General features: G+C 51.4%; 22 protein-coding genes and 1 tRNA gene. 11 read left to right on the forward strand and 12 right to left on the reverse strand.

Annotated elements, in window-relative coordinates; all coding sequences use genetic code 11:
- The first annotated feature begins 52 nt into the window (after nucleotides 1-52).
- Complete coding sequence (locus ABC502_RS13270; RefSeq protein WP_330087629.1) at nucleotides 53-847, forward strand: putative porin; 795 nt, start codon at nucleotides 53-55, stop codon at nucleotides 845-847.
- Nucleotides 848-907: 60 nt separating this feature from the next.
- On the opposite strand, the gene ABC502_RS13275 is transcribed toward ABC502_RS13270, so the two are convergent.
- Both ABC502_RS13275 and ABC502_RS13280 read right to left on the reverse strand, forming a co-directional pair.
- A complete protein-coding gene (locus ABC502_RS13275; RefSeq protein WP_330087630.1) occupies nucleotides 908-1,300 on the reverse strand; it encodes a DUF4920 domain-containing protein in 393 nt (130 codons plus the stop codon).
- 11 nt (nucleotides 1,301-1,311) lie between these two features.
- Entirely contained in the window at nucleotides 1,312-1,662 is a 351-nt protein-coding gene (locus ABC502_RS13280; protein ID WP_330087631.1) for a RidA family protein, read from the reverse strand.
- A 112-nt stretch (nucleotides 1,663-1,774) separates the two neighbouring features.
- On the opposite strand from ABC502_RS13280, the gene ABC502_RS13285 reads away from it, so the two are divergent.
- Together ABC502_RS13285 and ABC502_RS13290 are read left to right on the forward strand one after the other, a co-directional pair.
- Nucleotides 1,775-2,701 (forward strand): pseudouridine synthase, encoded by a 927-nt coding sequence (locus ABC502_RS13285; RefSeq protein WP_345916183.1) that lies wholly within the window; start codon nucleotides 1,775-1,777, stop codon nucleotides 2,699-2,701.
- Nucleotides 2,698-3,225, forward strand: a complete 528-nt coding sequence (locus ABC502_RS13290) for a hypothetical protein (protein ID WP_345916184.1) — start codon at nucleotides 2,698-2,700, stop codon at nucleotides 3,223-3,225. Before ABC502_RS13285 ends, ABC502_RS13290 begins: the two co-directional genes overlap by 4 nt.
- Here the strand turns inward: ABC502_RS13290 and ABC502_RS13295 are convergent.
- The 4 genes from ABC502_RS13295 to uvrA form a co-directional block, all read right to left on the reverse strand.
- Nucleotides 3,215-3,676, reverse strand: coding sequence for a hypothetical protein (locus ABC502_RS13295; RefSeq protein ID WP_330087634.1), 462 nt, complete (start codon nucleotides 3,674-3,676; stop codon nucleotides 3,215-3,217). The two genes, ABC502_RS13290 and ABC502_RS13295, sit on opposite strands and share 11 nt — an antisense overlap.
- A gap of 124 nt (nucleotides 3,677-3,800) precedes the next feature.
- Complete coding sequence (locus ABC502_RS13300; protein ID WP_330087635.1) at nucleotides 3,801-4,172, reverse strand: transcriptional regulator; 372 nt, start codon at nucleotides 4,170-4,172, stop codon at nucleotides 3,801-3,803.
- Between the two features lie 17 nt (nucleotides 4,173-4,189).
- Complete coding sequence (locus ABC502_RS13305) at nucleotides 4,190-4,492, reverse strand: type II toxin-antitoxin system HigB family toxin (RefSeq protein WP_305946078.1); 303 nt, start codon at nucleotides 4,490-4,492, stop codon at nucleotides 4,190-4,192.
- Between the two features lie 60 nt (nucleotides 4,493-4,552).
- Nucleotides 4,553-7,375 carry an excinuclease ABC subunit UvrA gene (gene uvrA / locus ABC502_RS13310; protein ID WP_345916186.1) on the reverse strand — a complete coding sequence of 941 codons (2,823 nt, stop codon included), beginning with the start codon at nucleotides 7,373-7,375 and terminating at the stop codon, nucleotides 4,553-4,555.
- 256 nt (nucleotides 7,376-7,631) lie between these two features.
- Here uvrA and ABC502_RS13315 point away from each other — a divergent pair, with 256 nt between their 5' ends.
- The 4 genes from ABC502_RS13315 to ABC502_RS13330 all read left to right on the forward strand — a co-directional run bounded on the left by ABC502_RS13315 (nucleotide 7,632) and on the right by ABC502_RS13330 (nucleotide 13,669).
- Nucleotides 7,632-8,999: an MFS transporter gene (locus tag ABC502_RS13315; protein ID WP_330087637.1), complete on the forward strand. Its 1,368-nt coding sequence runs from the start codon at nucleotides 7,632-7,634 to the stop codon at nucleotides 8,997-8,999.
- Nucleotides 9,000-9,145: 146 nt separating this feature from the next.
- Nucleotides 9,146-9,946 carry a THxN family PEP-CTERM protein gene (locus ABC502_RS13320; RefSeq protein ID WP_330087638.1) on the forward strand — a complete coding sequence of 267 codons (801 nt, stop codon included), beginning with the start codon at nucleotides 9,146-9,148 and terminating at the stop codon, nucleotides 9,944-9,946.
- 173 nt (nucleotides 9,947-10,119) lie between these two features.
- Nucleotides 10,120-10,680: a single-stranded DNA-binding protein gene (gene ssb, locus ABC502_RS13325; RefSeq protein ID WP_330087639.1), complete on the forward strand. Its 561-nt coding sequence runs from the start codon at nucleotides 10,120-10,122 to the stop codon at nucleotides 10,678-10,680.
- The gene (locus tag ABC502_RS13330) at nucleotides 10,661-13,669 is read left to right on the forward strand and encodes a diguanylate cyclase (RefSeq protein WP_345916187.1); all 3,009 of its coding nucleotides are present in this window, start codon (nucleotides 10,661-10,663) and stop codon (nucleotides 13,667-13,669) included. Before ssb ends, ABC502_RS13330 begins: the two co-directional genes overlap by 20 nt.
- 8 nt (nucleotides 13,670-13,677) lie before the next feature.
- Here the strand turns inward: ABC502_RS13330 and ABC502_RS13335 are convergent, their stop codons facing one another.
- The 3 genes from ABC502_RS13335 to ABC502_RS13345 form a co-directional block, all read right to left on the reverse strand.
- Nucleotides 13,678-15,969, reverse strand: coding sequence for an EAL domain-containing protein (locus tag ABC502_RS13335; RefSeq protein WP_345916188.1), 2,292 nt, complete (start codon nucleotides 15,967-15,969; stop codon nucleotides 13,678-13,680).
- Between the two features lie 167 nt (nucleotides 15,970-16,136).
- The gene (locus ABC502_RS13340; protein ID WP_345916189.1) at nucleotides 16,137-16,874 is read right to left on the reverse strand and encodes a DUF481 domain-containing protein; all 738 of its coding nucleotides are present in this window, start codon (nucleotides 16,872-16,874) and stop codon (nucleotides 16,137-16,139) included.
- Nucleotides 16,871-17,701, reverse strand: coding sequence for a mechanosensitive ion channel domain-containing protein (locus ABC502_RS13345; protein WP_345916190.1), 831 nt, complete (start codon nucleotides 17,699-17,701; stop codon nucleotides 16,871-16,873). The genes ABC502_RS13340 and ABC502_RS13345 overlap by 4 nt, the downstream gene beginning before the upstream one ends.
- A gap of 159 nt (nucleotides 17,702-17,860) precedes the next feature.
- On the opposite strand from ABC502_RS13345, the gene ABC502_RS13350 reads away from it, so the two are divergent.
- The 3 genes from ABC502_RS13350 (at nucleotide 17,861) to ABC502_RS13360 (ending at nucleotide 19,984) form a co-directional block, all read left to right on the forward strand.
- Nucleotides 17,861-17,936, forward strand: a tRNA-His gene (locus tag ABC502_RS13350).
- 74 nt (nucleotides 17,937-18,010) lie between these two features.
- Nucleotides 18,011-18,547 (forward strand): DUF1285 domain-containing protein, encoded by a 537-nt coding sequence (locus ABC502_RS13355; RefSeq protein ID WP_345916191.1) that lies wholly within the window; start codon nucleotides 18,011-18,013, stop codon nucleotides 18,545-18,547.
- Nucleotides 18,548-18,700: 153 nt separating this feature from the next.
- Nucleotides 18,701-19,984, forward strand: a complete 1,284-nt coding sequence (locus tag ABC502_RS13360; RefSeq protein ID WP_345916192.1) for an amidohydrolase family protein — start codon at nucleotides 18,701-18,703, stop codon at nucleotides 19,982-19,984.
- A 40-nt stretch (nucleotides 19,985-20,024) separates the two neighbouring features.
- Here the strand turns inward: ABC502_RS13360 and ABC502_RS13365 are convergent, their stop codons facing one another.
- From ABC502_RS13365 to ABC502_RS13375, 3 genes are all read right to left on the reverse strand, one after another.
- Nucleotides 20,025-20,489, reverse strand: a complete 465-nt coding sequence (locus ABC502_RS13365) for a DUF2489 domain-containing protein (protein WP_345916193.1) — start codon at nucleotides 20,487-20,489, stop codon at nucleotides 20,025-20,027.
- The gene (gene yihI / locus ABC502_RS13370) at nucleotides 20,486-21,055 is read right to left on the reverse strand and encodes a Der GTPase-activating protein YihI (protein ID WP_345916194.1); all 570 of its coding nucleotides are present in this window, start codon (nucleotides 21,053-21,055) and stop codon (nucleotides 20,486-20,488) included. Before yihI ends, ABC502_RS13365 begins: the two co-directional genes overlap by 4 nt.
- A gap of 650 nt (nucleotides 21,056-21,705) precedes the next feature.
- Nucleotides 21,706-22,332, reverse strand: a complete 627-nt coding sequence (locus ABC502_RS13375; protein ID WP_330087648.1) for a c-type cytochrome — start codon at nucleotides 22,330-22,332, stop codon at nucleotides 21,706-21,708.
- 208 nt (nucleotides 22,333-22,540) lie between these two features.
- On the opposite strand from ABC502_RS13375, the gene yihA reads away from it, so the two are divergent.
- Nucleotides 22,541-23,215 carry a ribosome biogenesis GTP-binding protein YihA/YsxC gene (gene yihA / locus ABC502_RS13380; RefSeq protein ID WP_345916195.1) on the forward strand — a complete coding sequence of 225 codons (675 nt, stop codon included), beginning with the start codon at nucleotides 22,541-22,543 and terminating at the stop codon, nucleotides 23,213-23,215.
- Nucleotides 23,216-23,377: the final 162 nt, after the last annotated feature.

Consider the following 23,377-nt stretch of genomic DNA (forward strand, 5'->3'; position numbering starts at 1 on the left):
TGCCCCCCTAGAATCCGCCGCCGTGACACCAACAGGACAAGGACATAACACTATGATGTTAAAATATGCACTTCCATTCGTTGCAGTTGCAGCATCCGCTTCTGCCATCGCCAATGATTACCAACTGATCTCTTCTCTGGAGTGGGATCATATCCGTCAAGGCGGTAACTCTGCCAATGTACGCGCATTGGAAGCCACCTACTTCCTGGACAGCAAAACTGTACTTGGTCCGCTGGATCAGTTTGAGTACATCAACAAAACTTCCAACATCCAGGCTGGTTATAGCCGCGCCGATAGCACCAACCTGTATGGTCTGGGTGGCGAATATTTTACCGATTCAGGTGTTGTAGTTTCTGCAGCTCACCTGCGCAACAGCGATTTCCATACCAATACACTGGGCCTGGGCTACCTGTTTTCAAATGACTTCATCGTTCGCGCTGAAGCCATTCGCCCACGCAGCGAAAGCACTTCTTACCTGTTCTCTGCCAGCTACAATGTACAGCTGGAAGGCAACGACTACATCGGCTTTACCGTAAGCACCGATGATGACTTCGACTACCAGAGCATCAGCAGCAAGTACTTCGCTGCTCTGGGTGATGATCGTTTTATCACTGTGGGCGCTGAATTTGAGCGCTTTGACGGCGAGCGCAATGAGTGGGAAGCAGAAGTAGGTTTCTACTTCACCCGTATGACTTCAGTTGCAGTTACTTACAATCGCAGCAAAAGCTACGGCTTCAAAGCTAAGCACTTCTTCAACCAGAATTGGGCACTGGCAGCTGGCTACGGCAGCAACCGTGACGAATCAGGTCTGAACATTTGGCACCTGGGCGTTACTGGCCAGTTCTAAACCATAGTTTATGATCTTGCAAAGGGCACCCTGAGTGCCCTTTTTGCTGTCGGCAGTATTTTACTCAGCAGTTTCAATCAAGACGGCTATCGGCACCAATTGATACCGTGCACTGTCAGCACCTGGCCAGGGCTGCAAAATGCCGGTTGCATAAGCAGTTTTGCCTTTGGCGCTTACCGGAAACACCATGTCACCATCCCGCACCTTGATACGAAACGCCGGTTGATGCTCTGTCGTTTCAAAGCGCATCCAGCAATGCATTTTCTCACAGACTGCAGCGATGGTACCCTGCACTGTCACTTCCTGATCCAAATAGTGTTCCGGGGCAGCCAGGATACTGCTTAAAGCAACTAATTTTTCCTGCTGCACTTCGCCGCCAAACTGCACCGGATCAGCCTGTGCAACGCTTACTAAACAGCTGGCAGCAGCCAGCAAGATGATGATTTTGTTCATTCTAAGCTCCTTTATTCCGGACAAGCTGCCACAAAGGCAATTTCAACCAGCATGGCTGGATCCAGCAGTTCTACCTTGATGCAGGCGCGTGATGGTGCACAGCCTGCCGGCAGCCAGGCATCCCAGCACTGGTTAAAAGCATCGACCTGACTGCTATCGGTAATGAAAATAGTGGCACTGAGTAACTTGCTGTGATCGCTGCCAAGGGCCGCCAGGGTTTGCTCTGCCAGCTGGAAAATCTGCCGGGCCTGACCCGCCATATCGGCGCTGGTATCCTCCGGTACTTCAACAAAGTGGGCGATGCCGTTAAATACGGTGGCATCGGACCAGCGCTGACTTGGATTGTGGCGTTGAATACGCATCGTGAACTCCTGCATGCAAAAATGGATTATCGCCAGCTTAAATGCGAAATACAATCATTTTCATAGCTCAGTATCCAACAGACCACAGCGAGTGCGGCTTTGTGGTACACTCATGCTGTATAACTGGGAACTTGCCGTGTCGATTGCCAAAACTGCCTCTGAAATTACCTTACCACCCACCAGCAATGGCTGTCCTACCGTATTTGAGTTTTTGTGTCAGCGCTTTCCCAACATAGGTGAAGCCATCTGGCGTGAGCGCATGGCAGCGGGCAAGGTGCACTGGCATCATGGGGAGCTTATCAGCGAGCAGACACCATTTTTACCCAGCCGGCGGGTCTGTTATTACCGCGAAGTGACGGCCGAGCCGGTGATCCCCTTTGCCCATCGTATCCTGTATCAGGATGAGCATATCCTGATTGCCGACAAGCCGCACTTTTTGCCAGTAACGCCGGGTGGCGATTACGTCAATGAATGCCTGCTGGCCCGGCTAAAGCGTGATACCGGCCTGGTCGATCTGGTCCCAGTGCACCGGCTGGATCGCGACACCGCCGGCCTGGTGCTGTTTTCGTTAAACCCTAAAAGCCGCCCCGGCTACTACCAGTTGTTTGTCACAGGCAGCATTCAGAAGCAGTATCAGGCGGTAGCCCGGCTGACACCACAGCTGCAGCAAGTGGCCTTGCCACAGCGCTGGCAGATAGACAACCGCATTGAGAAAGCCAAGCCAGGCTTTATCAACCGCATTGCCGCAGGCGAGCCCAATGCCCGCTCTACCATCGAGCTGACTGAACGCAGCGGGGAGTTGGGGCTCTTTCAATTGCAGCCCCATACCGGCAAAACCCATCAACTGCGGCTACATATGCTCAGCCTGGGCGTGCCAATTTTGTACGATCGCTATTACCCCGAACTGTTGCCCAAGCAGGCCCCCAATTTCAGTCAGCCGTTGCAGCTGTTGGCCAAACAGCTTAGCTTCAACGACCCAACCATTGGCGAGGCCCGGCATTTTGAGTCTGGCTTTGAACTGCAGGAGCGGCCGGCATGAAGCATGGCTGTGGGCTGGGCGATGCCAATGCCATGCTGCGGGTTTATGTGGCAAAACGGCCACCGATGCAGGAGTATGCGCAGTTAAACGGGGTACAGCCACTGTGCCGCGGCGAAATCGACAGCATCAATCAGGCTTGCGGCAATGGCTGGCGTAAGCTGTTTAATGTGTACGCCAAACTGGTGCAAGCATTGCCAGAAGCCCTGCAGCCTCTGAAACAAGCCAGTACCAGCTGGCAAAGCTATCGTGACCAGCACCTGCTGCAAGCAGGCAGCAGCGCAGCACTGCTGTTTAGCGCGCCGCAGCTGCAGCCGACCAGTAACACCCTGCATATCATCGCCGGCCGCACCCACGCTAGAGTGCTGCTGGCTGGCGGCCTTGACGCCCAACTCGACTGGCTGGATCACGAGTTTGCCATGGATAAACAGCAGCGCTTGCTGGTTTGCCCGTATTTTGACTACCGGCAACTGAGCAATGAGAAAATCGAGCGGTTGTGTGGTTTGATAGAAAAGATTACCGATTAGTGGGAGTCAGCAGAGCTTCACTTTGCGCAAACAAACGCCAGCGCCGCCAAACCTTATGCAGCTGGGTAAGCACAATTAGGCTAATCAGTAGGGTTAAGTCCAAGTTACCTGTGGTTGCAAAACTATAGACCGCATCCGCCAACCCCAGATAGCTCAGCACCAGGCAACTGAACAGACCAGCATAGTACCCGCGCAGCAATCCATAAAAGCATATGGCCATCAAAGCAAACCCGCCCCACAGCATTGCAAGCACCCTGAATGGATGTTGCAGCGTATACTCCGAGAAAGTAAAGGAAGTAGACGCATCACCGCCCAGCAAATAAATCGTGGCAAACAGAAAAACGACACCATAAAAGCCCAGTACCAACCAACCAGCAATTTTTAGCCATACCGGCACCGCCAGGCGGCGCTGCTTTAGTATCTCGTTGTTGTTCCTCTGTGATGGGTTCATCTACTTTCCTTAGTGCGCGGGATACATTGCTGCAATGATAACATAGCGATGATGGCAACAGATTATACAGGTGATCAGTCAAAAGCATTTTGCTTTGTGACTACGGCTCCCTTAATTTCAGCGGCTAAGTCGGCAACTTAGCCGAAGGTTTAATGAGTGACTCAGCCGGTATACCCAGCCCCTCGTGTAAACGCCAGATCATATTTAACGTCAGAGAGCGTTTGTAATTTAAAATTTCATACACCCGGTTGCTCTTGCCTATCATAGGCTCAAGATCTTTTACCGATAAGCCTTTGCGCTCCATTTCAAATTTAATGGCCTCTACCGGATCGGGTAATTCCATCGGAAAGTGTTTCGCTTCGTAAGCCTCAATCAAGGTGACCAGCACATCCAATTTCTCACCTTCAGCTGTATCCGGCGCTGCCAACATCAAGGCCTCAACCTCTTGCAATGCTGCACGGTAGTCAGCATCATTTTTGATGGGTTTTATCTCCATGTTGCTACCTCCCGTTGTTAAATACGTTGAACATCTATCGTATCGTACTCTGCATGAGTTCCAATAAAGCGTATATACACCACTTGGTAGTGATAATTTACCCAGACCACAAGCCGATATTTATTACCGGCAATGTTAAACACAACCCTGCCATCTTTTAAAATACTTGCATGTCTAAAGTCATTTTTTACGTCTGCCGGCGCATGCCAATTTGCTTTTTGCACAAAGCGATACCATGATAAAGCTGGCTCTTTTGCATCTATGTACTCGGGGTTTAACTCCCAAAATGACTTTAGTGTCGACAATGCAATGATCCGCATAGCCACCATCTTAGTCCCAAAATGGGACTTTTGCAATGTTTCTACAACATCTCATGCCCACTACCCCAACAACGGCTTCAGATAATGCCCGGTAAAAGACTTCTTGCACTTAGCAACCTGCTCCGGCGTGCCGGCTACCAGGATTTCGCCGCCACCGCTGCCGCCTTCGGGGCCTAAGTCGACAATCCAGTCGGCGGTTTTGATCACATCCAGGTTGTGCTCGATCACCACCACGGTATTGCCGTGATCGCGCAGCCGGTGCAGCACGTTCAGCAGTTGCTGCACATCGTAAAAGTGCAAACCGGTGGTGGGCTCGTCCAGAATGTACAGGGTTTTGCCGGTATCGCGCTTGCTAAGCTCGCGGGCTAACTTCACCCGCTGGGCTTCACCACCGGATAAGGTGGTGGCCGACTGGCCAAGCTTGATGTAGGACAGCCCGACATCCATCAGGGTCTGCAGCTTGCGCTTAATGGCCGGAATGGCCTGGAAGAACTCCAGTGCATCTTCCACCGTCATATCCAGCACTTCGTGGATGCTTTTGCCTTTGTATTTGACTTCCAGCGTTTCGCGGTTGTAGCGCTTGCCCTTACAGACATCACAGGGCACGTAGACATCGGGCAGAAAGTGCATTTCCACCTTAATCACGCCATCGCCCTGACAGGCCTCGCAACGCCCGCCTTTGACGTTAAAGCTGAAACGCCCGACCTGATAACCGCGCGAACGCGCTTCCTGGGTACCGGCAAACAGCTCGCGCACCCCGGTGAAAATACCGGTGTAAGTGGCAGCATTGGAGCGTGGGGTGCGGCCAATTGGGCTTTGATCGATGTCGATCACTTTGTCAAAGTGCTCCAGCCCTTCGATGGCTTTGTGTGGCGCTGCATCACTGCCTTCGCCCTTGTTCAGCACCTTGTGCGCCACCCGGTACAGGGTGTCGTTGATTAAGGTAGACTTGCCCGAGCCCGACACACCGGTAACACAGGTCAGCAAGCCAAAGGGAATGGCCAAATCGACCTTTTTCAGGTTATTGCCGCTGGCACCCAACACTTTGAGCCACTTATCGGTCAGCGGCGTGCGCTCTGCCGGCACTTCAATCCGTCGCTTGTTGCTAAGGTACTGGCCGGTCAGCGATTGTTCGCAGGCTTTGATGTCGTCCAGCGTGCCCTGCGCCACCACCTGGCCGCCGTGCACCCCGGCGCCCGGGCCAATATCCAGAATATGATCGGCGCTGCGAATGGCATCTTCGTCGTGCTCGACCACAATCACCGTATTGCCCAGATCGCGCAGGTGCGTCAGGGTACCTAGCAAGCGGTCGTTATCACGCTGATGCAAGCCAATCGAAGGTTCATCCAGCACATACATCACACCCACCAAACCCGCGCCAATCTGACTGGCCAGCCGGATGCGCTGCGCTTCGCCGCCGGACAGAGTTTCGGCGCTGCGCGATAAGGTCAGGTAGTTCAGGCCGACATTGACCAGAAAACTGAGCCGATCCTGAATTTCTTTCAGTACCTTTTCGGCAATTTTGGCTTTTTGACCGGTTAAGCTGAGCTGCTGGAAAAAATCGAGGCAATCACCAATCGAGCGCTCGGTCACCATCGGCAGGTTGGTCTGGCCAATAAAAACATGGCGCGCTTCTTCGCGCAACCGGCTGCCGTTGCAGCTGGGGCAGGGCTGGCTGGCCATGTATTTCACCAGTTCATCGCGCACCGAATTCGACTCGGTATCGCGGTAGCGCCGCTCCATATTGGGCAAAATGCCTTCAAACGGATGGCGCCGGCGCACCGCATCGCCGCGATCATTGACGTAACTAAAGTCGATGGCGGTGCTGCCACTGCCATAGAGCACCGCCTGTTGCTGTTTCTTAGTCAGATCAGCAAAAGGGGTGTCGACCGAAAAGCCGTAATGTTCGGCCACCGACAGCAGCATCTGATGGTAATAAAAACTACGTTTATCCCAGCCGCGAATCGCCCCGCCAGCCAGACTGAGCGCCGGATTGCTGACCACCTTGGCCGGATCGAAGAATTGCTTTACCCCCAAACCATCGCAACTAGGGCAGGCACCGGCCGGGTTGTTAAAGGAAAACATCCGCGGCTCCAGCTCGGTCATCGAGTAGCCGCAGGTAGGGCAGGCAAAGTTGGCCGAGAACACCAGCTCTTCTTTACCCGGGTCGTCCATATCGGCCACCCGCACTACACCACCGGACAGCTGCAGCGCCGTTTCCAGCGACTCGGCCAGCCGCTGCTGGATATCGGCCCGTACTTTAATGCGGTCGATCACTACCTCAATGCTGTGCTTTTTGTGCAGCTCCAGCGTCGGCGGATCGCTTAAATCGCAGATTTCGCCATCAATGCGGGCCCGAATGTACCCCTGCGCCGCCAGGCTTTCCAGCAGCTTAACGTGCTCGCCCTTGCGGTCTTGTACCACAGGCGCCAGCACCATCATTTTGCTGCCCTCCGGCAGCGCCAGCACTTTATCCACCATTTCGCTGATGGTCTGGGCCGCCAGGGGCAAATCATGCTCCGGGCAGCGCGGCTCGCCTACCCGGGCAAACAACAGCCGCAGGTAATCGTAAATTTCGGTGATGGTGCCGACCGTCGAGCGCGGATTGTGCGAAGTGGATTTTTGCTCAATCGAAATGGCCGGTGACAAGCCTTCAATCAGATCGACATCCGGCTTTTCCATCATACTCAGAAACTGACGGGCATAGGCCGACAGCGACTCGACGTATCGGCGCTGCCCTTCGGCATAGAGGGTGTCGAACGCCAGCGACGACTTGCCGGAGCCGGACAAACCGGTGATCACAATCAGCTTATCGCGCGGAATATCGAGCGAAAAGTTCTTCAGGTTGTGGGTACGGGCTCCACGAATTGAAATTTTATCCATGCGTTCTGTTACCTGCAGCGGGCAGCCGGGTTGGCTAATGATAAAAACTGTACAAATATACACTAACTTTGCACTGCGGCAAAGTTGCCATCCAGACAGAACGCTGTAAAACCTTCTCTGGTTTAGGTTGTGCGCTAATTTGTTTTCAACCTTGGATTAAATGAACATGAACTCTTTTCCACTCAGCAGGAGCGGTGCATCTGACAATGGGGCTGTGGTATACTCCGGCGCTGCTGTCACTACCACTCAAAGGCTTATGCAACCGACATCGCATCAGTTAACTTCTGCCGAGAAGAAAGCGGCCACAGCGCTGGCGCTGGTTTTTTCCAGCCGGATGCTGGGCCTGTTTATGCTGCTGCCTGTTTTTGCCATTTATGGCAGCGAACTGGCTGGTTTCTCGCCACTGTGGATTGGTTTGGCCATAGGTGCCTATGGTTTTACCCAGGCGCTGCTGCAAATTCCAATGGGCTGGTTGTCGGATAAAATTGGCCGCCATCAGGTGATGCTGCTTGGCCTTGGCCTCTTTGCGCTCGGCTCCGTAGTGGCTGCGCTGGCCGACTCGGTTTATATGGTGACCTTTGGCCGGGTGCTGCAAGGGGCCGGGGCCATTGCCGGTGCCGTGCTGGCGCTGGCTGCCGATCTGACCCGCGAAGAACAACGCCCCAAAGTGATGGCCATTATCGGCATGAGCATAGGGTTGTCTTTTGCCGCTGCCATGGTGCTGGGGCCGATGATCGCCGCCCGTGCCGGTTTAAGTGGCGTGTTTTGGTTTACGGCTGTTATGGCGGTTCTTGCCATGGGGCTGGTGCTGCGTACCCCCAAAGCCATCAATCAGGCGCCACAGCGCGAAACTCTGGCCGTGCCTGCCTTGCTTGGCAAACTGTTGCGTTCACCGCAACTACTGCGGTTGAATCTGGGTATTTTGCTGCTGCACTTTCTACTCACAGCGCTCTTTATTGCCTTACCCCAGCAGCTGTTGGCACTGGATTTTGCCAGTGAGACGCATTGGCAACTCTATTTGCCGGTATTGTTTGCTTCCTTTGTGCTGATGGTACCGATGATCATTGTTAGCGTCCGCAGGCAGCAAGAAGTTGTTTTCTTTCGGTTGGCGTTATTGCTGTTACTAAGTGCTGCTCTGCTGTTCTGGCTGGGCCCGGCACAGTTGCCGCTGCTGGCAACTGCGCTGCTGCTGTTTTTTACCGGCTTTAATTACCTGGAGGCCAGCCTGCCAGCATTGCTGTCGCGCCAGGCTCCAGCAGGTCAAAAGGGTACGGCCATGGGGCTGTATTCCAGCGCGCAGTTTTTTGGTGCTTTCCTGGGTGGTTTGGTCGGTGGACTGGTGGCCAGCCGCTTTGGTCTGCCAGCAGTCTTTGTGTTAAGTGCCTTGCTGGCGACTTTATGGATGTGTCTTACTTTTGGCATGACCATCACTGCCAAAGCGGAACGTTTAAGCATCAAGCTACCACACAACGGCGATGAGGAAGCCAAAGCATTGCTGCAGCAGCTAAGCAACTTACCTGGGGTGATTGAAGCAACTCTGGTGCTTCAGGAACAGCGCTGTTACCTGAAAGTAGAAGCCGGTCGTTTTGACTATCAACAGCTGCAGGCCCTGCAGCAGCAGTAATGTCGAGTTTGTTTACATTTCACCCTCACCACTGAGTCATGTAATTTATAATCTACTGAATTAGCTTTATAAAAAAAGTTGGCATTTTCTATGCAAATTTCTTCCTTGCAGGGCATATTTTGCTCAATCGACAAAGGAAGGCAACGATGAAAACACAACATAAAACAACCTTAGGACTGTTAGCAGGTGCCGCCTGCTTGTTGTCAGCCCATACTTTTGCAGCACCGATTACCGAGTTTAATTTCAATGTAGGCGGCGGCTTTGTAAATGGCAGTGGGACCTGCAATCCTGGCGTAGATCCTTGTGGCATCAGCTACTCTGGCAGCGATGCTATCACAGGTGACCCACTCAGAGTCACCTGGGGTGACCCGGCAAATGGCAGCGATACCAGCTTTTTAGAAGTAGAGCACAACCCGTTCAGCTATGCATCTATTACCACCAACGGTGGCTGGTTTGTCATTGATGCATTTCATCATTCCAACTTTACCCTTTGGGCCTCAGGCGGCTGGTTAAACTTTGTTCAGGTAGCAGCGATGTTCGAACTGCTGACACCAACCAATGATCTGGTGTTTGCAACCGCCGGTATCAACAATGTGAATTTCAACGAAACTCTGAACGAAGAGCCTTGCGACGATCCAAGGCCAGGTGGCAATATCACTATCTGTGATGACGTACTGCAAACGGAAGTGCTGGAAGTCAATATTCCTCTGCTCATTGGTGACTACATCTATTCCCTGTCTTTTGGCTACATGGCAGGGCCTGGCACCTTCGTGGAAGACCAAGGGGATGGAACCGTAAAAATTTGGACTGGCGAAAATCAGCTTAGCACCCTGTACACAGTAGCCCGCATTGATGTTCGTCCGGTGCCGGAACCTGGCACACTGGCCTTGTTTGGCTTGTCTTTACTTGGTATGGGTGCTTATGCCCGTCGTAGAAAGCAGCACTAGCCGCGGGTAGTTTGCCAAGGTAATGACACTAAGAGGCTGTATAAGACAGCCTCTTTTTTATTGGACTTTTCCAGCTTGAATGCCCTGATACCATGGTATACTCTGAACATAAAGGCGATAAGGTCTGGCAACAATAATGTCAGAGCCCGTGATCAAGCGAGGAGAATAAATTCATGGCACGTGGTGTAAATAAAGTGATTTTGGTCGGAAATCTGGGCAATGACCCAGAGGTACGTTATATGCCGCAAGGCGGTGCCGTTGCCAACTTAAGCGTGGCTACCTCTGAGAGCTGGAAAGACAAAAACACCGGTGAAATGAAAGAGCAAACCGAATGGCACCGGGTGGTTATTTATCAGCGCCTGGCGGAGATTGCCGGCGAGTACCTGCGCAAAGGCTCCAAGGTTTATCTGGAAGGCAAGCTTAAAACCCGCAAGTGGACCGATAAAGACAATATTGAGCGCTACACCACTGAAATCGTTGCCAGTGAAATGCAAATGCTGGATGGGCGCAATGAAGGCCAGAATGCCGGCGGGGGCTATCAAAGCCAGCAAGCGCCAATGCAACAACGGGCTCCGCAAAGCAACTTCCAGCAGCAAGCCCCTGCCGGCGGTTATCAGCAGCCACAACAAAGTGGTTTCCAACAAAGTGCTCCAGCTCAACGGCCGCAAAATCAACAGCAGCAACGCCCGCCGATGGAGCCGCCTATCGACTTTGATGATGATATCCCCTTCTGAGTCTGATGTTTCGCCTGGTCCCTGCATACTGCCGGGGACCTTCCGCTCTAAGCTGGCCCTTGTCTGCAATACGCTTTGTTTTTTCTTCAGCTTCTCGCTCCTCGCTTTAACGCCAAACGACTCACTGCAACACTTCTTTCTTGAGCAATGGACCACCCGCGATGGTTTACCCCACAACACCATCAACAGCATCGCACAAACCGACGACGGTTATTTGTGGTTTGCTACCTGGGAAGGGATAGCCCGTTATAACGGACGCAGCTTTACGGTCTTTGATCGCAGTGCCACGACTGGCCTGCCCGATTCTGGCATCTTTGCCTTGTATACCGGTGACAATAATTCGTTGATGGCTGCTGGCTCACGTGGTGGTATTGTTCGCTATCAACAGAATCAATGGTCCCCACTGCCTGCTGCGGCTGCGTTGGTACGTGCCTTGTTGTATGATCAACAGCAACGTTTATGGATTGCCACAGAGGGTGCAGGGCTATGGCGACAAGAAGTGGACGGTCACCGTGACCGTATTAGCAGCCCAGCATTGATGGATGAAGCCATGTATAGCCTGGCCGAAAGTGACTCGGGCGCCATCTGGGTCGGCACTGCCAAAGGGTTGTTTTTGGTGGAAGAAAACAACATAACCCCCATCCAGCCAGAAGATGGCTTGCCTGTCGGGCCAGTGTTTAGCCTGGCACTGGATCACACCGGGCACATCATCGTTGCCACTGAGCAGGGCGTATTTACCGGTAGCGTACAGCAAGGGTTTGCCCTTATACACCCGGAGCTGACCATGGCGGCCTCGGCTCTGTTGATGGAGGAAAGCACCCTTTGGATTGGTACACTGAGCGATGGCCTGTTTCGACTGGACAGCAGCGGCCTGGAAGGATTGGGTACCGACAGCAATAAGCCTGCTAACCGGATCCTGGCCCTGCATAAGGATACCGAAGGCAGTTTGTGGGTTGGCACCAACGGTGGGCTATTCCGGCTGCGCAATGCTCCTTTTACCTCCATCACCAGCCAGCATGGTCTGGCCGATAATTTTGTCCGGGCTGTACTGCCACTGGCAGATGGCTCGGTATTGGCCGCCACCAGTCGTGGTGTTTCTCATATCCGTCATCAATTGGCTGAACCTTTCAATCACCCGGCCCCTTTTTTGCGTGAATCCATTCTCAGCCTGGCAAAGGATGCACAGCAGCAGCTTTGGTTTGGCAGCTATGCTCATGGACTCTTCACCATAGCAGCAGATGGCACCAGCCGCCTGTTTACCCGGGACGATGGCCTCTGGACCAATGAAGTACGCGCTATTCTACCTGCCGATGATGGCAGTGTCTGGATTGGTACTTCTCGTGGTCTAAATCGTTGGTATCAGGGCCGGATGGAACAGTTGGATATGTCATCCGGTCTGCCCGGAAATTACATTATGGCACTGTACCAAAGCAGTGATGGCCGTATCTGGATTGGCACCGGTACCGGTGTGGCTTTTTGGCAGAATGATGCTCTCCATACGCTCGATCTGTATAGCCAGGATGCAGCTGAGTTTGCCTTTGGTTTTCTCGAGCTACCTCACCAAGAGTTTCTCTGGATCACCACTGACCGGGGACTGGTACGGTACGATCTGAGCAAAAACACACTCAGTATTTTGGGTCGTAGCGCCGGACTACCCTTTGATAAATACTTTCAGGTGGTGGCGGATCAACAAAATAATCTCTGGCTTACCAGTAACCGCGGCATTCTGCAATTTTCGCTGGATGCAGCTCAAGCTGTGTTGAGCTACAGGGAAGCCACCCTGGCTTTGAAGCACTTTGCAGAAGGTGATGGCATGCTAAGTGCACAAGCCAATGGTGGCTCCAACCCTGCCGCAGCCCTGCACCAAGACGGATCCGTTTGGATAGCCACTGCAGGTGGAGTGGCATTTTCTCATCCGGAGCGGCTCAGTAACTTTTCAGCTTTCATCCCACCGGTAGTGCTTGAGCAAATAAGAGTGGATGGCGAGCCGGTACAGCAACAGGGACCATTGAGTTTGGCCGCAGGCACCCAGCGGATTGAGTTATTTTATGCTGGCCTTGGCTATGTAATGCCGCAGCAGATTCAATACCGAACCCGCCTGAAGGGGTTTGATAGCGATTGGGTAGAACGCGGCCAGCAAGCTTATACGGAATTGACCAACCTGGCTCCCGGCCACTACCAGTTTGAAGTCATTGCATCCTATCCGGCAGGCGAGTGGAGCACTGCAGCTGCCAGCCTGCATTTCTCCATTGCACCGCACCTTTGGCAACGCCCACTGTTTTGGTTATTGGTGCTGGTCGCCTCCATCAGCCTGCTCTTTATGGTGATCCGCTGGCGTATTGGCCAGCTGAAAATAGCAGCTACAGAACTAAAGCGGCAAGTTACCGAGAAAACCATTCAACTGCAACAAAAAGCCAATCATCTGGAGCAAAGCAATAACGAGAAGTCCGAGTTACTGGAGCAGCTACGCCTGCAATCGGAAGCCTTTGCCAGGCAAGCCAGGCAAGACCCGCTAACCAGCCTGGCCAACCGAAGAGTCTTTGACGAAATGCTGTTGCAGGAGTTCAGCCGGGCCAGGCGGCATCAGCATCCACTCTGTCTGGCACTGATTGATATCGACTTTTTTAAGCAGGTTAATGATCGCTGGTCACATTCTGTCGGGGATGAGGTCTTGCTTCGGGTCGCCCACAGCTTACAGCAACACAGCCGTAGCACGGATACCCTGGCACGTTGGGGAGGCGAAGAATTTGCTTTGCTGTTGCCAGAAACCGGCTTACCGGAGGCACTGCAGCTGTGTGAGCGTTTACGACAGCAAATCAGTCAGTTGGATTTTTCAGATATTGCCAGCGAGCTACACATCACGGTCAGTATTGGGGTGACCGCATGCCACGACAGCACTGAGGCTGATCGCTTGCTCCTCCAGGCCGATACGGCTTTGTACCAAGCCAAAGCCAAAGGTCGCAATCAGGTTTTTGCCTGTCGTCAATAACAGCTCTGTTACGCTTTGTGCTGAAGTGCCAAATGGAAGAAATCATCAGCAGTTAACGGCGGTGCAAATAAATACCCCTGAAAACAGTCACAACCTATAGCCGTTAAAAAGTCACGCTGCCCTTGGTGCTCGACCCCTTCGGCCAAGACTTTAAAACCTAGCGTATGTGCCAACGAGACGATAGCCCGACAAATTTCGGCATCCTGCTGATGATTTGGTAATTGATCAATAAAGCTTTTGTCTATCTTTAAGACATCAAGTGGAAATAACTTCAGGTAAGCAAGCGACGAATAGCCAGTCCCAAAGTCATCAATGGCAAGCCGGACCCCAAGCTGCTTCAACTGCCGCAACATAGTCAGCACATCGGCTTGCTGTGTCATCAGGGCACTTTCTGTCAACTCCAGCTCCAGTAAATCCGCTGGAAAACCAGTACTAAGCAAGGTATCTGTAATCTGTTGTGTCAGCGCACAGCGCTGAAACTGCAAAGGCGACACATTAATGGCGATACTAAGACCATGCAGCCCCTGCTGATGCCAAAGCACACCTTGCCGGCAACTTTGCTCAATCACCCACACACCAATCTCGTGGATCAGGCCTGAGCTTTCTGCAACCGGGATAAAGCGCTCCGGCGAGATCAGGCCGTCCTCCGGATCCAACCAGCGGATTAAGGCTTCTGCACCAATGATCTGCCCGGAAGCAATATCCACCTGAGGTTGATAATACAATACCAACTGCTGCTCCAAAATCGCGGTTCTGAGTCGCGACTCCAGTCGCAAACGCTCTCTGGCACTCTGAGTCAAATCATCGGAGTAATAAGCACTGCTGTTCCGCCCTTCGCTCTTAGCCTTATACAAGGCCGCATCAGCGCCTTGCAGTAAAGCTTCGGCATTTATCTCGTGCAGAGGGTACAAGCTAATGCCTGCACTGGCACTTATTTTGACTTCAATACCATTGCTTAATGTCCATACCCGATTGATGCAATGCAGCAATTGATCGGCAAGACGTACAGCATCCTCCGCCTGCTCAATATCCTCCAGCAAAACAGCGTACTCATCCCCACCCAGTCTGGCCAGATAATCCATCGGCTGCAGCGCTTCGGTTAGATGCTGGGTGATTTGCTGCAAAAGCTCATCACCGATGCTGTGGCCATAACTGTCATTGATGTTCTTAAAGTGATCAATATCCAGCATGATGACGGCGATAAGATAAGAGCGCAGTGCTGCCCGCTCAATGGCTTGTGTTAATTGCTGCACAAAAGATGCCCGATTCGGTAAATTGGTCAGTGCATCGTAGTGCGCCAGATAGGCCACCTGCTGCTCATGTTTTTTCTGTTCGGTCAGATCAATGTCGATGCAATACATCTGTGGTGGTTTATCAGGCAACCGCACCAGAGCATGCGAAGAAAAAACGCTGATAAAGCGGCCATCCTTGCGTTTTAACTGCAGCTCAGCTGATGGAATCGGCTTGCCGGTTGCCAGCATCTGCTGGATTGCTGTTTTTACCTCATCCGCCATCGACTCGGGGATAATAAGATCCAATAAATTCTGACCTTTCGCCTCCTGCGCGCTGTAACCATAAATACGTTCACTGGCACGGTTCCAGTAAATCGTAGTACCGTCGGCTTCATAGCCCTGAATGGAGATGGCTGCATCACTATCCAGCAATGCCTGAAACTTCAGATTGCTGGCACGCAGCTCGGTTTCAATCACTTTTAACTCATGGATGTCTTCAATAATAGAGATGTAAAAAGGCTTTCCAAACACCGGGGCATCCACCATTCGTACTCCCAACCGACACCAAATATAATGCCCGTCTTTATGGCGATACCGCTTTTCCATGCTGTACTCACGCCGAACCCCGGTTTCTAACTGTGCCAGTTGGCTGACGTCTTTGTCTAAATCATCCGGATGAGTGATCTGCGCAAAAGTCATACCCTGCAGCTCGTACTGGGTGTAGCCAAGCAGTTGCTGCAAGCGCTCGTTGGTTTTCAGCCAGCGCCCTTGCAAACTCACATGTGCAATACCAACGTTCGCCAGTTCAAATGTTTGCTTAAAAAGCTGCCGGCTACGCAGCGACTGCATCTCGGCATTGGAACGTTGCCATAGCAGCAACCAGGCCAGTGCTGCGGTAAAAGCAACATAGAGCCACCCCTTATACGTCTGGTACTGGCTATAGAGTTCCGCATCCGTCACCACGATGCCAAGCAGATGGTCACTGCCGCCAATCCAGGCTACGCCGAAAATCAGATACAGCAAAGCGCCGAACCAGGGTCTTTGGCTCAGAGCAGTAGTGTCTGACAATCGGCTTCCTATCCTGTCCCCTTGCATGCTAACGCATCCCTTGACTGAACCAATATTGATGCTTCTGATTAAAATCAGCCAGTTAAGCATAGACTATATTTGCATAAGGAGAAGGAAGCTAAATGCGGGAGCACAAGCCAGCCCGTATGGGCTGGCTTACCTGGTCGTTAGAAGGAATACACCAGGGTAAGGGAGGTTTGTGTATCGGTGCGTTTTTTATCCACAGGAACATCGCTGTCGTTTTGTACCGTAAAGGCCGCTTTCATCTGCATCCGGCCATTGATACGAGCGGTCAGTGATGTTTCAGCTGTGGTTCGGGTATTATCTTCACCATATTCCACCACCAAATCCTGCCGAAATTTTGCACTTTCACTGATTTGCCAGCGATAGGTCGCACCAGCCCGGGCCAGCATGCCTTTTTCCGTTTCGCCCTCGGCAGTTTTACCCCAGGAATAACCAGGACCAAGCTCGATATTCAAGCTGTGATCAGTCAAGTCCAGCAGACGGGTACCGTAACCGACAGCCAGAGTCGAGTACTTGCGGTAAGCACCAAATTTATCGTCGGTGTACCGAGCTAAACCGAACAAGGTATCGTGCTCAGTTTCCAGTTTATAAGCACTTTTCACTGAAATACTGAAGCGCTCTGCTGTTCGTTCCCGCACTGAACTGCCATCTTCCTGCCGCTTCTTATCTTCCTTAAAAAAAGCACTGAACAGATATTCGTTATCAAAACGCTCCAGCCGTTGTAGCGAATTGATCCGACCGGTGATGGAGGTCCCTTCGGTATTACCAGTGGTGGTAATGGCACCCAGCTCGGCGGAGGAAGTCCAGCCCAGCTCATCTGCATTGCTTTGAAAACCCGCCACCGCCAATACCATGGCGACTGCAGTCATTGAATACTTCATTCTTTCTCCTGCTTGTTGGATTGAATATGCACATCCATTTGTGGAAACGGAATACCAATGCCTTGCTCATCAAAAGTCAGCTTCACTTTCTCCAACGTGTCCCAATATACGCCCCAGTAATCAGCCGCATTAACCCAAGGCCGCACCAGTATATTGACCGAGGAGTCCGCCAACTCGCCAATGGCGATAACAGGCTTAGGTTCTGGCAAAACACGCTCGTCGGCGGCCAGAATATCGGCCAGAATTTGCTTCGCTTTGCGTAAATCTGAGTCGTAACTGATGCCAATCACCAGATCGACCCGACGAGTAGGCTCAGCTGAGAAGTTGGTAATGGCACTACCGGTAATTTGCGCGTTCGGGATCAACACTCTTTTATTATCCGGGGTTTTTAAAATAGTTTGGAAAATTTCAATTTTATCAACAGTTCCCATCACACCGCCAGCCTGAATAAAATGCCCGGCTTTAAAAGGACGGAAAATAATGATCAAGACCCCGGAAGCGAAATTAGCCAGCGAGCCCTGCAGTGCCAAACCAACCGCCAAACCGGCAGCACCGAGAATAGCAATAAAGGACGTTGTTTGTACCCCAACATGCGACAGCGCCATCAACAGGACAGCAATCATGATCAGGGTATAGACAATACTGCCAAGGAAGCTAACCACAGCTTTATCAATAGCGCGTGCCAGCAAAGACCGCTCCAAAAATCCTTTGATGCCTTTGGCAATCCAGCGACCTATTACAAAGATCACCAAGGCAATAACGATGCTAATCAGATGGTGGTACACCACCTCCTGATTCTCTGCCACAAAATTAGTTACTTCATCCATAAATATCTCCACTGAGTTTTCTGTTGTTACGCCGCAATCATAGCACAAGGTCGACAGACTTAAGGCGCAATGTCGCTGATCTCAGGATATTTTCCCGTCAAGGGAAAAAAAGTTTGGTACCCAGCGTAATTTTCGCTAAAATACCGGCCACACAAAGTGGTGACTGTAGCTCAGTTGGTAGAGCCCCGGATTGTGATTCCGGTTGTCGTGGGTTCGAGCCCCATCAGTCACCCCACTTTCAATCTGCTTTTTATTTCCTTTCCATTTTACGCTAAGCTTTGCAATCAGAATGCGCAACAAGCCTTAGCCATGCTTAGTTTACACAAACTACAACAACAATTGGAACACCAGCAAGCGCCATTTGACAGCTGGGATCCGCCTTTTTGCGGTGATATGGCGTTGCGTATTGACCAGCAGGGTCAGTGGTGGTATCAGGATAGTCCAATCGGCCGTTTGTCTTTGGTTAAATTATTCGCTTCTGTACTGGTCTTCGAAGGCAAGGAATACTTTCTGAAAACGCCGGTAGAAAAAGTGCGTATTCAGGTTGAGGATGTGCCCTTTTTGATCCACAGCTGGCATTGGCAGCAAACGTCGGCAGGACCAGCCCTGATAGCCGTTACCAACCTGAATGAGCAGGTACTGATTGGCCAGCAGCATCCCATCTGCTTACAAGATTATCAGGCTCAGCCGGTACCTTATATTGCACTGTGGCGAGACTTGCAAGCCCGGCTTTGCCGCACTGTCTATTACCAATGGATTGAAGAAGCCCAGCAACAACCCCAGCCCAATCCAAACCAGCTTTGGTTGCAAAGTACTGACTACAGCTTTCTACTGGGGCAGCTCTGAGACAGCGGCCCGCTTCGCTGTTTGATATACGTGATATTGTCACAGCTTGATGAATTTAAACAGCCAAATGCTGCTATTGGTCGCATCCATCTTGCTGTAAAGAAAAATGCTGCCAGATTGGAAGCTGTCCTTTGTCCGACGCCAGGAGCCATTATGTTACGACCAAGGTTATTAGCTGCCTGTTGTTTACTGGCCTGCACGGCTAGTCATGCCGCCACCATCATTCATGCCGGTAGCCTGATTACCGCGGAAGATAACCAGGTTCTGCACAACCAGAGTATCGTGATTGAAGCCGGCATCATTCAGCGCGTGGCAGCAGGTTTCCTCCCCCCCGGCGCAGCCGATACCCTGATTGACTTACGTCAACATACGGTGATGCCCGGCCTGATGGATATGCATACCCATTTCTCGACGCAAATCAGCGCATCCTCTTATGCGGAAGGCTTTCGTATGAATGAAGCAGACTATGCCTTGCGCGGTGCTACTTTTGCCAATAAAACCCTGCTGTCTGGTTTTACCACGGTACGGGAGCTTGGTGACAGCCACCAGATCAGCGTAGCCTTAAAAAATGCCATCGCCAACGGCTATGTTCATGGACCTCGCATCTATGCAGCGGGTAAATCACTGGCTACCACCGGCGGTCATGCCGATCCAACCAATGGCATCACCTTTCGTCGTATGGGGGATCCCGGCCCGGTAGAAGGGGTGATTAATAGTACTGAAGAGGCACGCAAAGCAGTGCGTCAACGCTATAAAGAGGGCTCAGACTTAATCAAAATCACAGCAACCGGCGGTGTCTTAAGTGTGGCTGCCAGTGGGATGAATGCTCAGTTTACGGAAGAAGAAATCCAGGCGGTAGTGGTCACCGCACAAGACTATGGCTTTAAAGTTGCTGCCCACGCGCATGGCAAAGAAGGTATGGAGCGGGCAATACGAGCCGGGGTCGACTCCATTGAGCATGGCACCTACATGGACGACACCACCATAGCCTTAATGAAAAAGCATGGTACCTATTATGTACCGACCATCAGTGCTGGTAAATTTGTTGCTGAAATGGCCGTGATGCCTGGTTTCTTTCCTGAGCTGGTGCGGCCCAAAGCCCAGGAAATAGGCCCTCTCATTCAGCAGACCTTTGCCCGAGCCTGGCAGGCAGGCGTAAAGATTGCTTTTGGAACCGATGCCGGTGTTGGACCCCATGGCGATAACTGGAAAGAGTTTGTCTATATGACCGAAGCGGGCATGCCTGCGATTGAAGCGATCCGCTCTGCTACCTACCATGGCGCCCAATTACTCGGCATCAGTGAACAGCTCGGTACTATCACCCAAGGTAAAAAAGCCGATCTGGTCGCTGTACCGGGAGACCCTCTGGGAAACATCACCTTGATGGGCCAGATTAGCTTTGTCATGAAAGATGGTGTGATCTATAAACACGATTGAGAAGTTTAGACAGCAGCCGTTCAGAGCGGCTGCCGTAAAATCAAGAGCTCGTCTGCTGCCGGTATCGCTGCAGTAGCGTCTCTACATCCGCCAGAATAAAGTCCTTTAAATCGTCTTCGGCTTTTTCACGGATCTGATCCAACTGACGAATATGCCGTTTGTCATGCTCTTTGCGGGCTTTGTGGGTTGGCATGTCCTTCACAACTTCATACATCTGATGCAGCCCAGGGTAAGCAATGACCGGATCCGGCTTTTCTGCCAGCTCCAGATGGTCCAGTAATACCCAAATCCGTAACGCACCCTCAGATAATTCGCATTGCTCTGCCTGCATCGCCCGACTGATAACCACAATACTGTCGATTAAATACTGATTTTTCTTTTGTTTTGCTTGCTCAGCTTGCAGGCTTTGTAATCGTACCAGCCGCAACAAGCGCCCGGCATAAAAAGCCAGGCCAGCAATAATGGTGGCGCCAACCAACAATAAGCTCAACCACAACCAACTCATCCGTTTTCCTCATCATCCGACAGCAGCTGTTTTCGCCAATCAGTACGCTCAAACTCAGCCAACGGATCCTGCAACTCTGGTTCTGCGTCCTCGGCCAGGCCTAATTGCTGCAATAGCTGTTCATAGCGCTCTGTCATGCGATTAAAGTACTTCGCATCTTTGCCGGTTAAAACTTCATCACGCTCAACCCGCTCTAACAACAGCTGCAAATGGCTGTCCTGTTCCAGCTGGGCCAGCTCCTGTTCGGGGGTTAAGCCCGTTGCAACAACCACTTTGGCAATCGATGCCTTCGGCTGGATAGTCTTTAAGCCTTGCGGTGCAGCCTCGGCTTCCTCTGGCAACAGTGGGACCGGCTTTTTACTGCCCAGTCTCGGATCTTTATTGCTGCTACCACCTGACGGCTCGCTTGCTTTACGCAGCAATTGCGAATTACGCTGACCCGGTTTGCCACCAGCACCGGACTTTTTACTCTCTTCTTTACGTTCCCGCTGTTTACGTACTTCTGCTGCTGGTAAAAAACGAGGCCCATTTTCACCGCTATTGCGGGTCTTCTTTTGACGTGTCATGTTTTGATACCTGGTAAGCGCTTCTGGCTGAACGCCGGTAAAGTCGCTGATCGATGTGCTGTATTTTAACACATCCTTATGGTTTGGAAGGAGTGATACGAAGAATTAAGAAGAAAGAAAAGGCGATAAGTTACCTTATCGCCTTTACCATGTGCCTAAAGTGGACACTTTCATTTGCTGCAGTCATAATGACCTGATTTGGACAGCGCGTCCGGAATGGTCCCTGATATTTTTTTGTAATATCCCTATGTAGCTTTTTTTGTTTGCGATCGTCCTGATACTTTATTAGTCATCCATAGATAGCGCACGAGCATCGCAGCAATGGTATATTCGTCGTCGCACTTACTAAGCTTTCCGTGCCGTAGTTCCGTTTTTTCGACGCGTTACTCATGTAACGAAGTGTTAATCTACGCCAATTTCACCAGATAACAACCTCTAAACGGAAAAAAATCCACTACCGCTATCTGGTTATTCATTAGTAGCATATATATCAATAGATTAGACAGGCGGCAACCCTGTTTTAGACTACCCACAGAAAACAAGGCAGGCAAATATCCTACAGCCCATGTGAGATATATCTCACACTGACTGCGTTGAAGACACAAAAAAACCAGCCTAATGACTGGTTTCTTGGTCAAAACAGCAGCGGCTTAATGCAAACCGCCCAGATACAACGACACCATTTCAATGTCTTCATCGGTCATCTTACGGGCAATGTCACGCATCATGCCATTCATATCGTTGGCGCGGGCACCACTGCGAAACTCTTTCAGAGTTTCGATCAAATAGGGCGCATGCTGGAAAGAAATGCGCGGAAAACCAGACAAGCTGGTGCCAGCACCACGAGGGCCATGACAAGCGATACAGGCTGGTATGCCACGCTCGGCATCTCCGCTGCGATACAATTGCTGACCGCGTTCCAGCGCATGCTCTGGCGTTGTTCCGGCAGACATGCTTTGCGAGGCAAAATAGGCAGACAGATCGCGCATATCCTGATCGGACAAACCAGCCACCATGCCAAACATCACCGCATTGCTACGCCCCCGCTCACCACCGGTTTGCATAGCTTGCTTGTAGTCCTGCAATTGCTTGTACAGATACTCAGCATGCTGGCCAGCGATTTTTGGATAGATATCGATCGGGCTATTGCCATCGGTGCCATGACAGGCAACACAAGTGGTTGCTTTTTCCTTTCCGGCCGCCGCATCGCCATCAAATGCGTGGGCCGCTCCTATCATGCTGAATAACAGCGTAAGTGGCAGTACAAGTCTTTTCATGTTGTTTCCGTCTCTGTCCGCATTTAGTCGCCAGCTTGGTGGCACCATTGTTATTGCTTAAGTTGTTCCAGCTGCTTATTTTACACGAATCTGGCTAATATAAAATCCCATCTATACAGCATTTGCTTCTTCCGATCCATTCGATCCGTTACAATAGACTATCCGAACCAAGAAAACCGTCCCAAGCGACGCTGGCTTAGCAACAACAATGTTGTCTGATCACGGTGAAAAGCAGCGATTGGGCCTGAAAAACTTACTGGAGTTTGCTGTGAGCACCCAAACCATCAATTACCAACAAGCCACCTTTCTGACCAGTGCCCCGGATATCCGGGTGCTGCCACCGGATGAAGGCATTGAAGTCGCTTTTGCTGGCCGCTCGAATGCCGGAAAATCCAGCGCCCTTAACACCCTAACCCGGCAAAAAAGCCTGGCCCGAACCAGTAAAACACCTGGCCGCACCCAGCTTATTAATGTATTCCAACTGACCGAGCAACAACGACTGATTGATTTGCCTGGTTATGGTTTTGCCAAGGTACCACTGGCGGTAAAAGAAAAATGGCAACGCTCGCTGAGTGAGTATCTGGAAAAACGCGTTAGCCTGAAAGGCCTGGTGGTACTGATGGATATCCGACATCCATTGAAAGATCTGGATCAAGATCTGATCCATTGGGCAGTAGCGAGTAAGTTACCAGTACGGCTATTACTAACCAAAGCGGACAAACTAAGCCCTGGGCCACGTAAAAAAGCACTGTTGGAAGTATCGGAAGCAGCCCTGGCTTTTATGGGTGATGTGCAGGTGCAACTATTCAGCTCTTTAAGCAAACAAGGATTACCCGAGCTGGAGCAAGCCCTGGCGCAATGGTTCTACCCAGAAAACGGATAAAAAAACGGCCTCACAGTGGAGGCCGGTATAGCAAACGGGGAGAAGCTATTAGTTCAAATCAACAGGGTGTCTCAATCGAGACGTTGTAATGATACTACAAAAAAATACCAGTTTGAAGTATTTACTCTAAAAAATTATTCTTGTTTTCCCGCCGGACATAAA

Origin of the sequence: Alkalimonas sp. NCh-2, from assembly GCF_039631345.1 — a bacterium.
In the GTDB taxonomy this organism is placed as follows: domain Bacteria; phylum Pseudomonadota; class Gammaproteobacteria; order Enterobacterales; family Alteromonadaceae; genus Alkalimonas; species Alkalimonas mucilaginosa.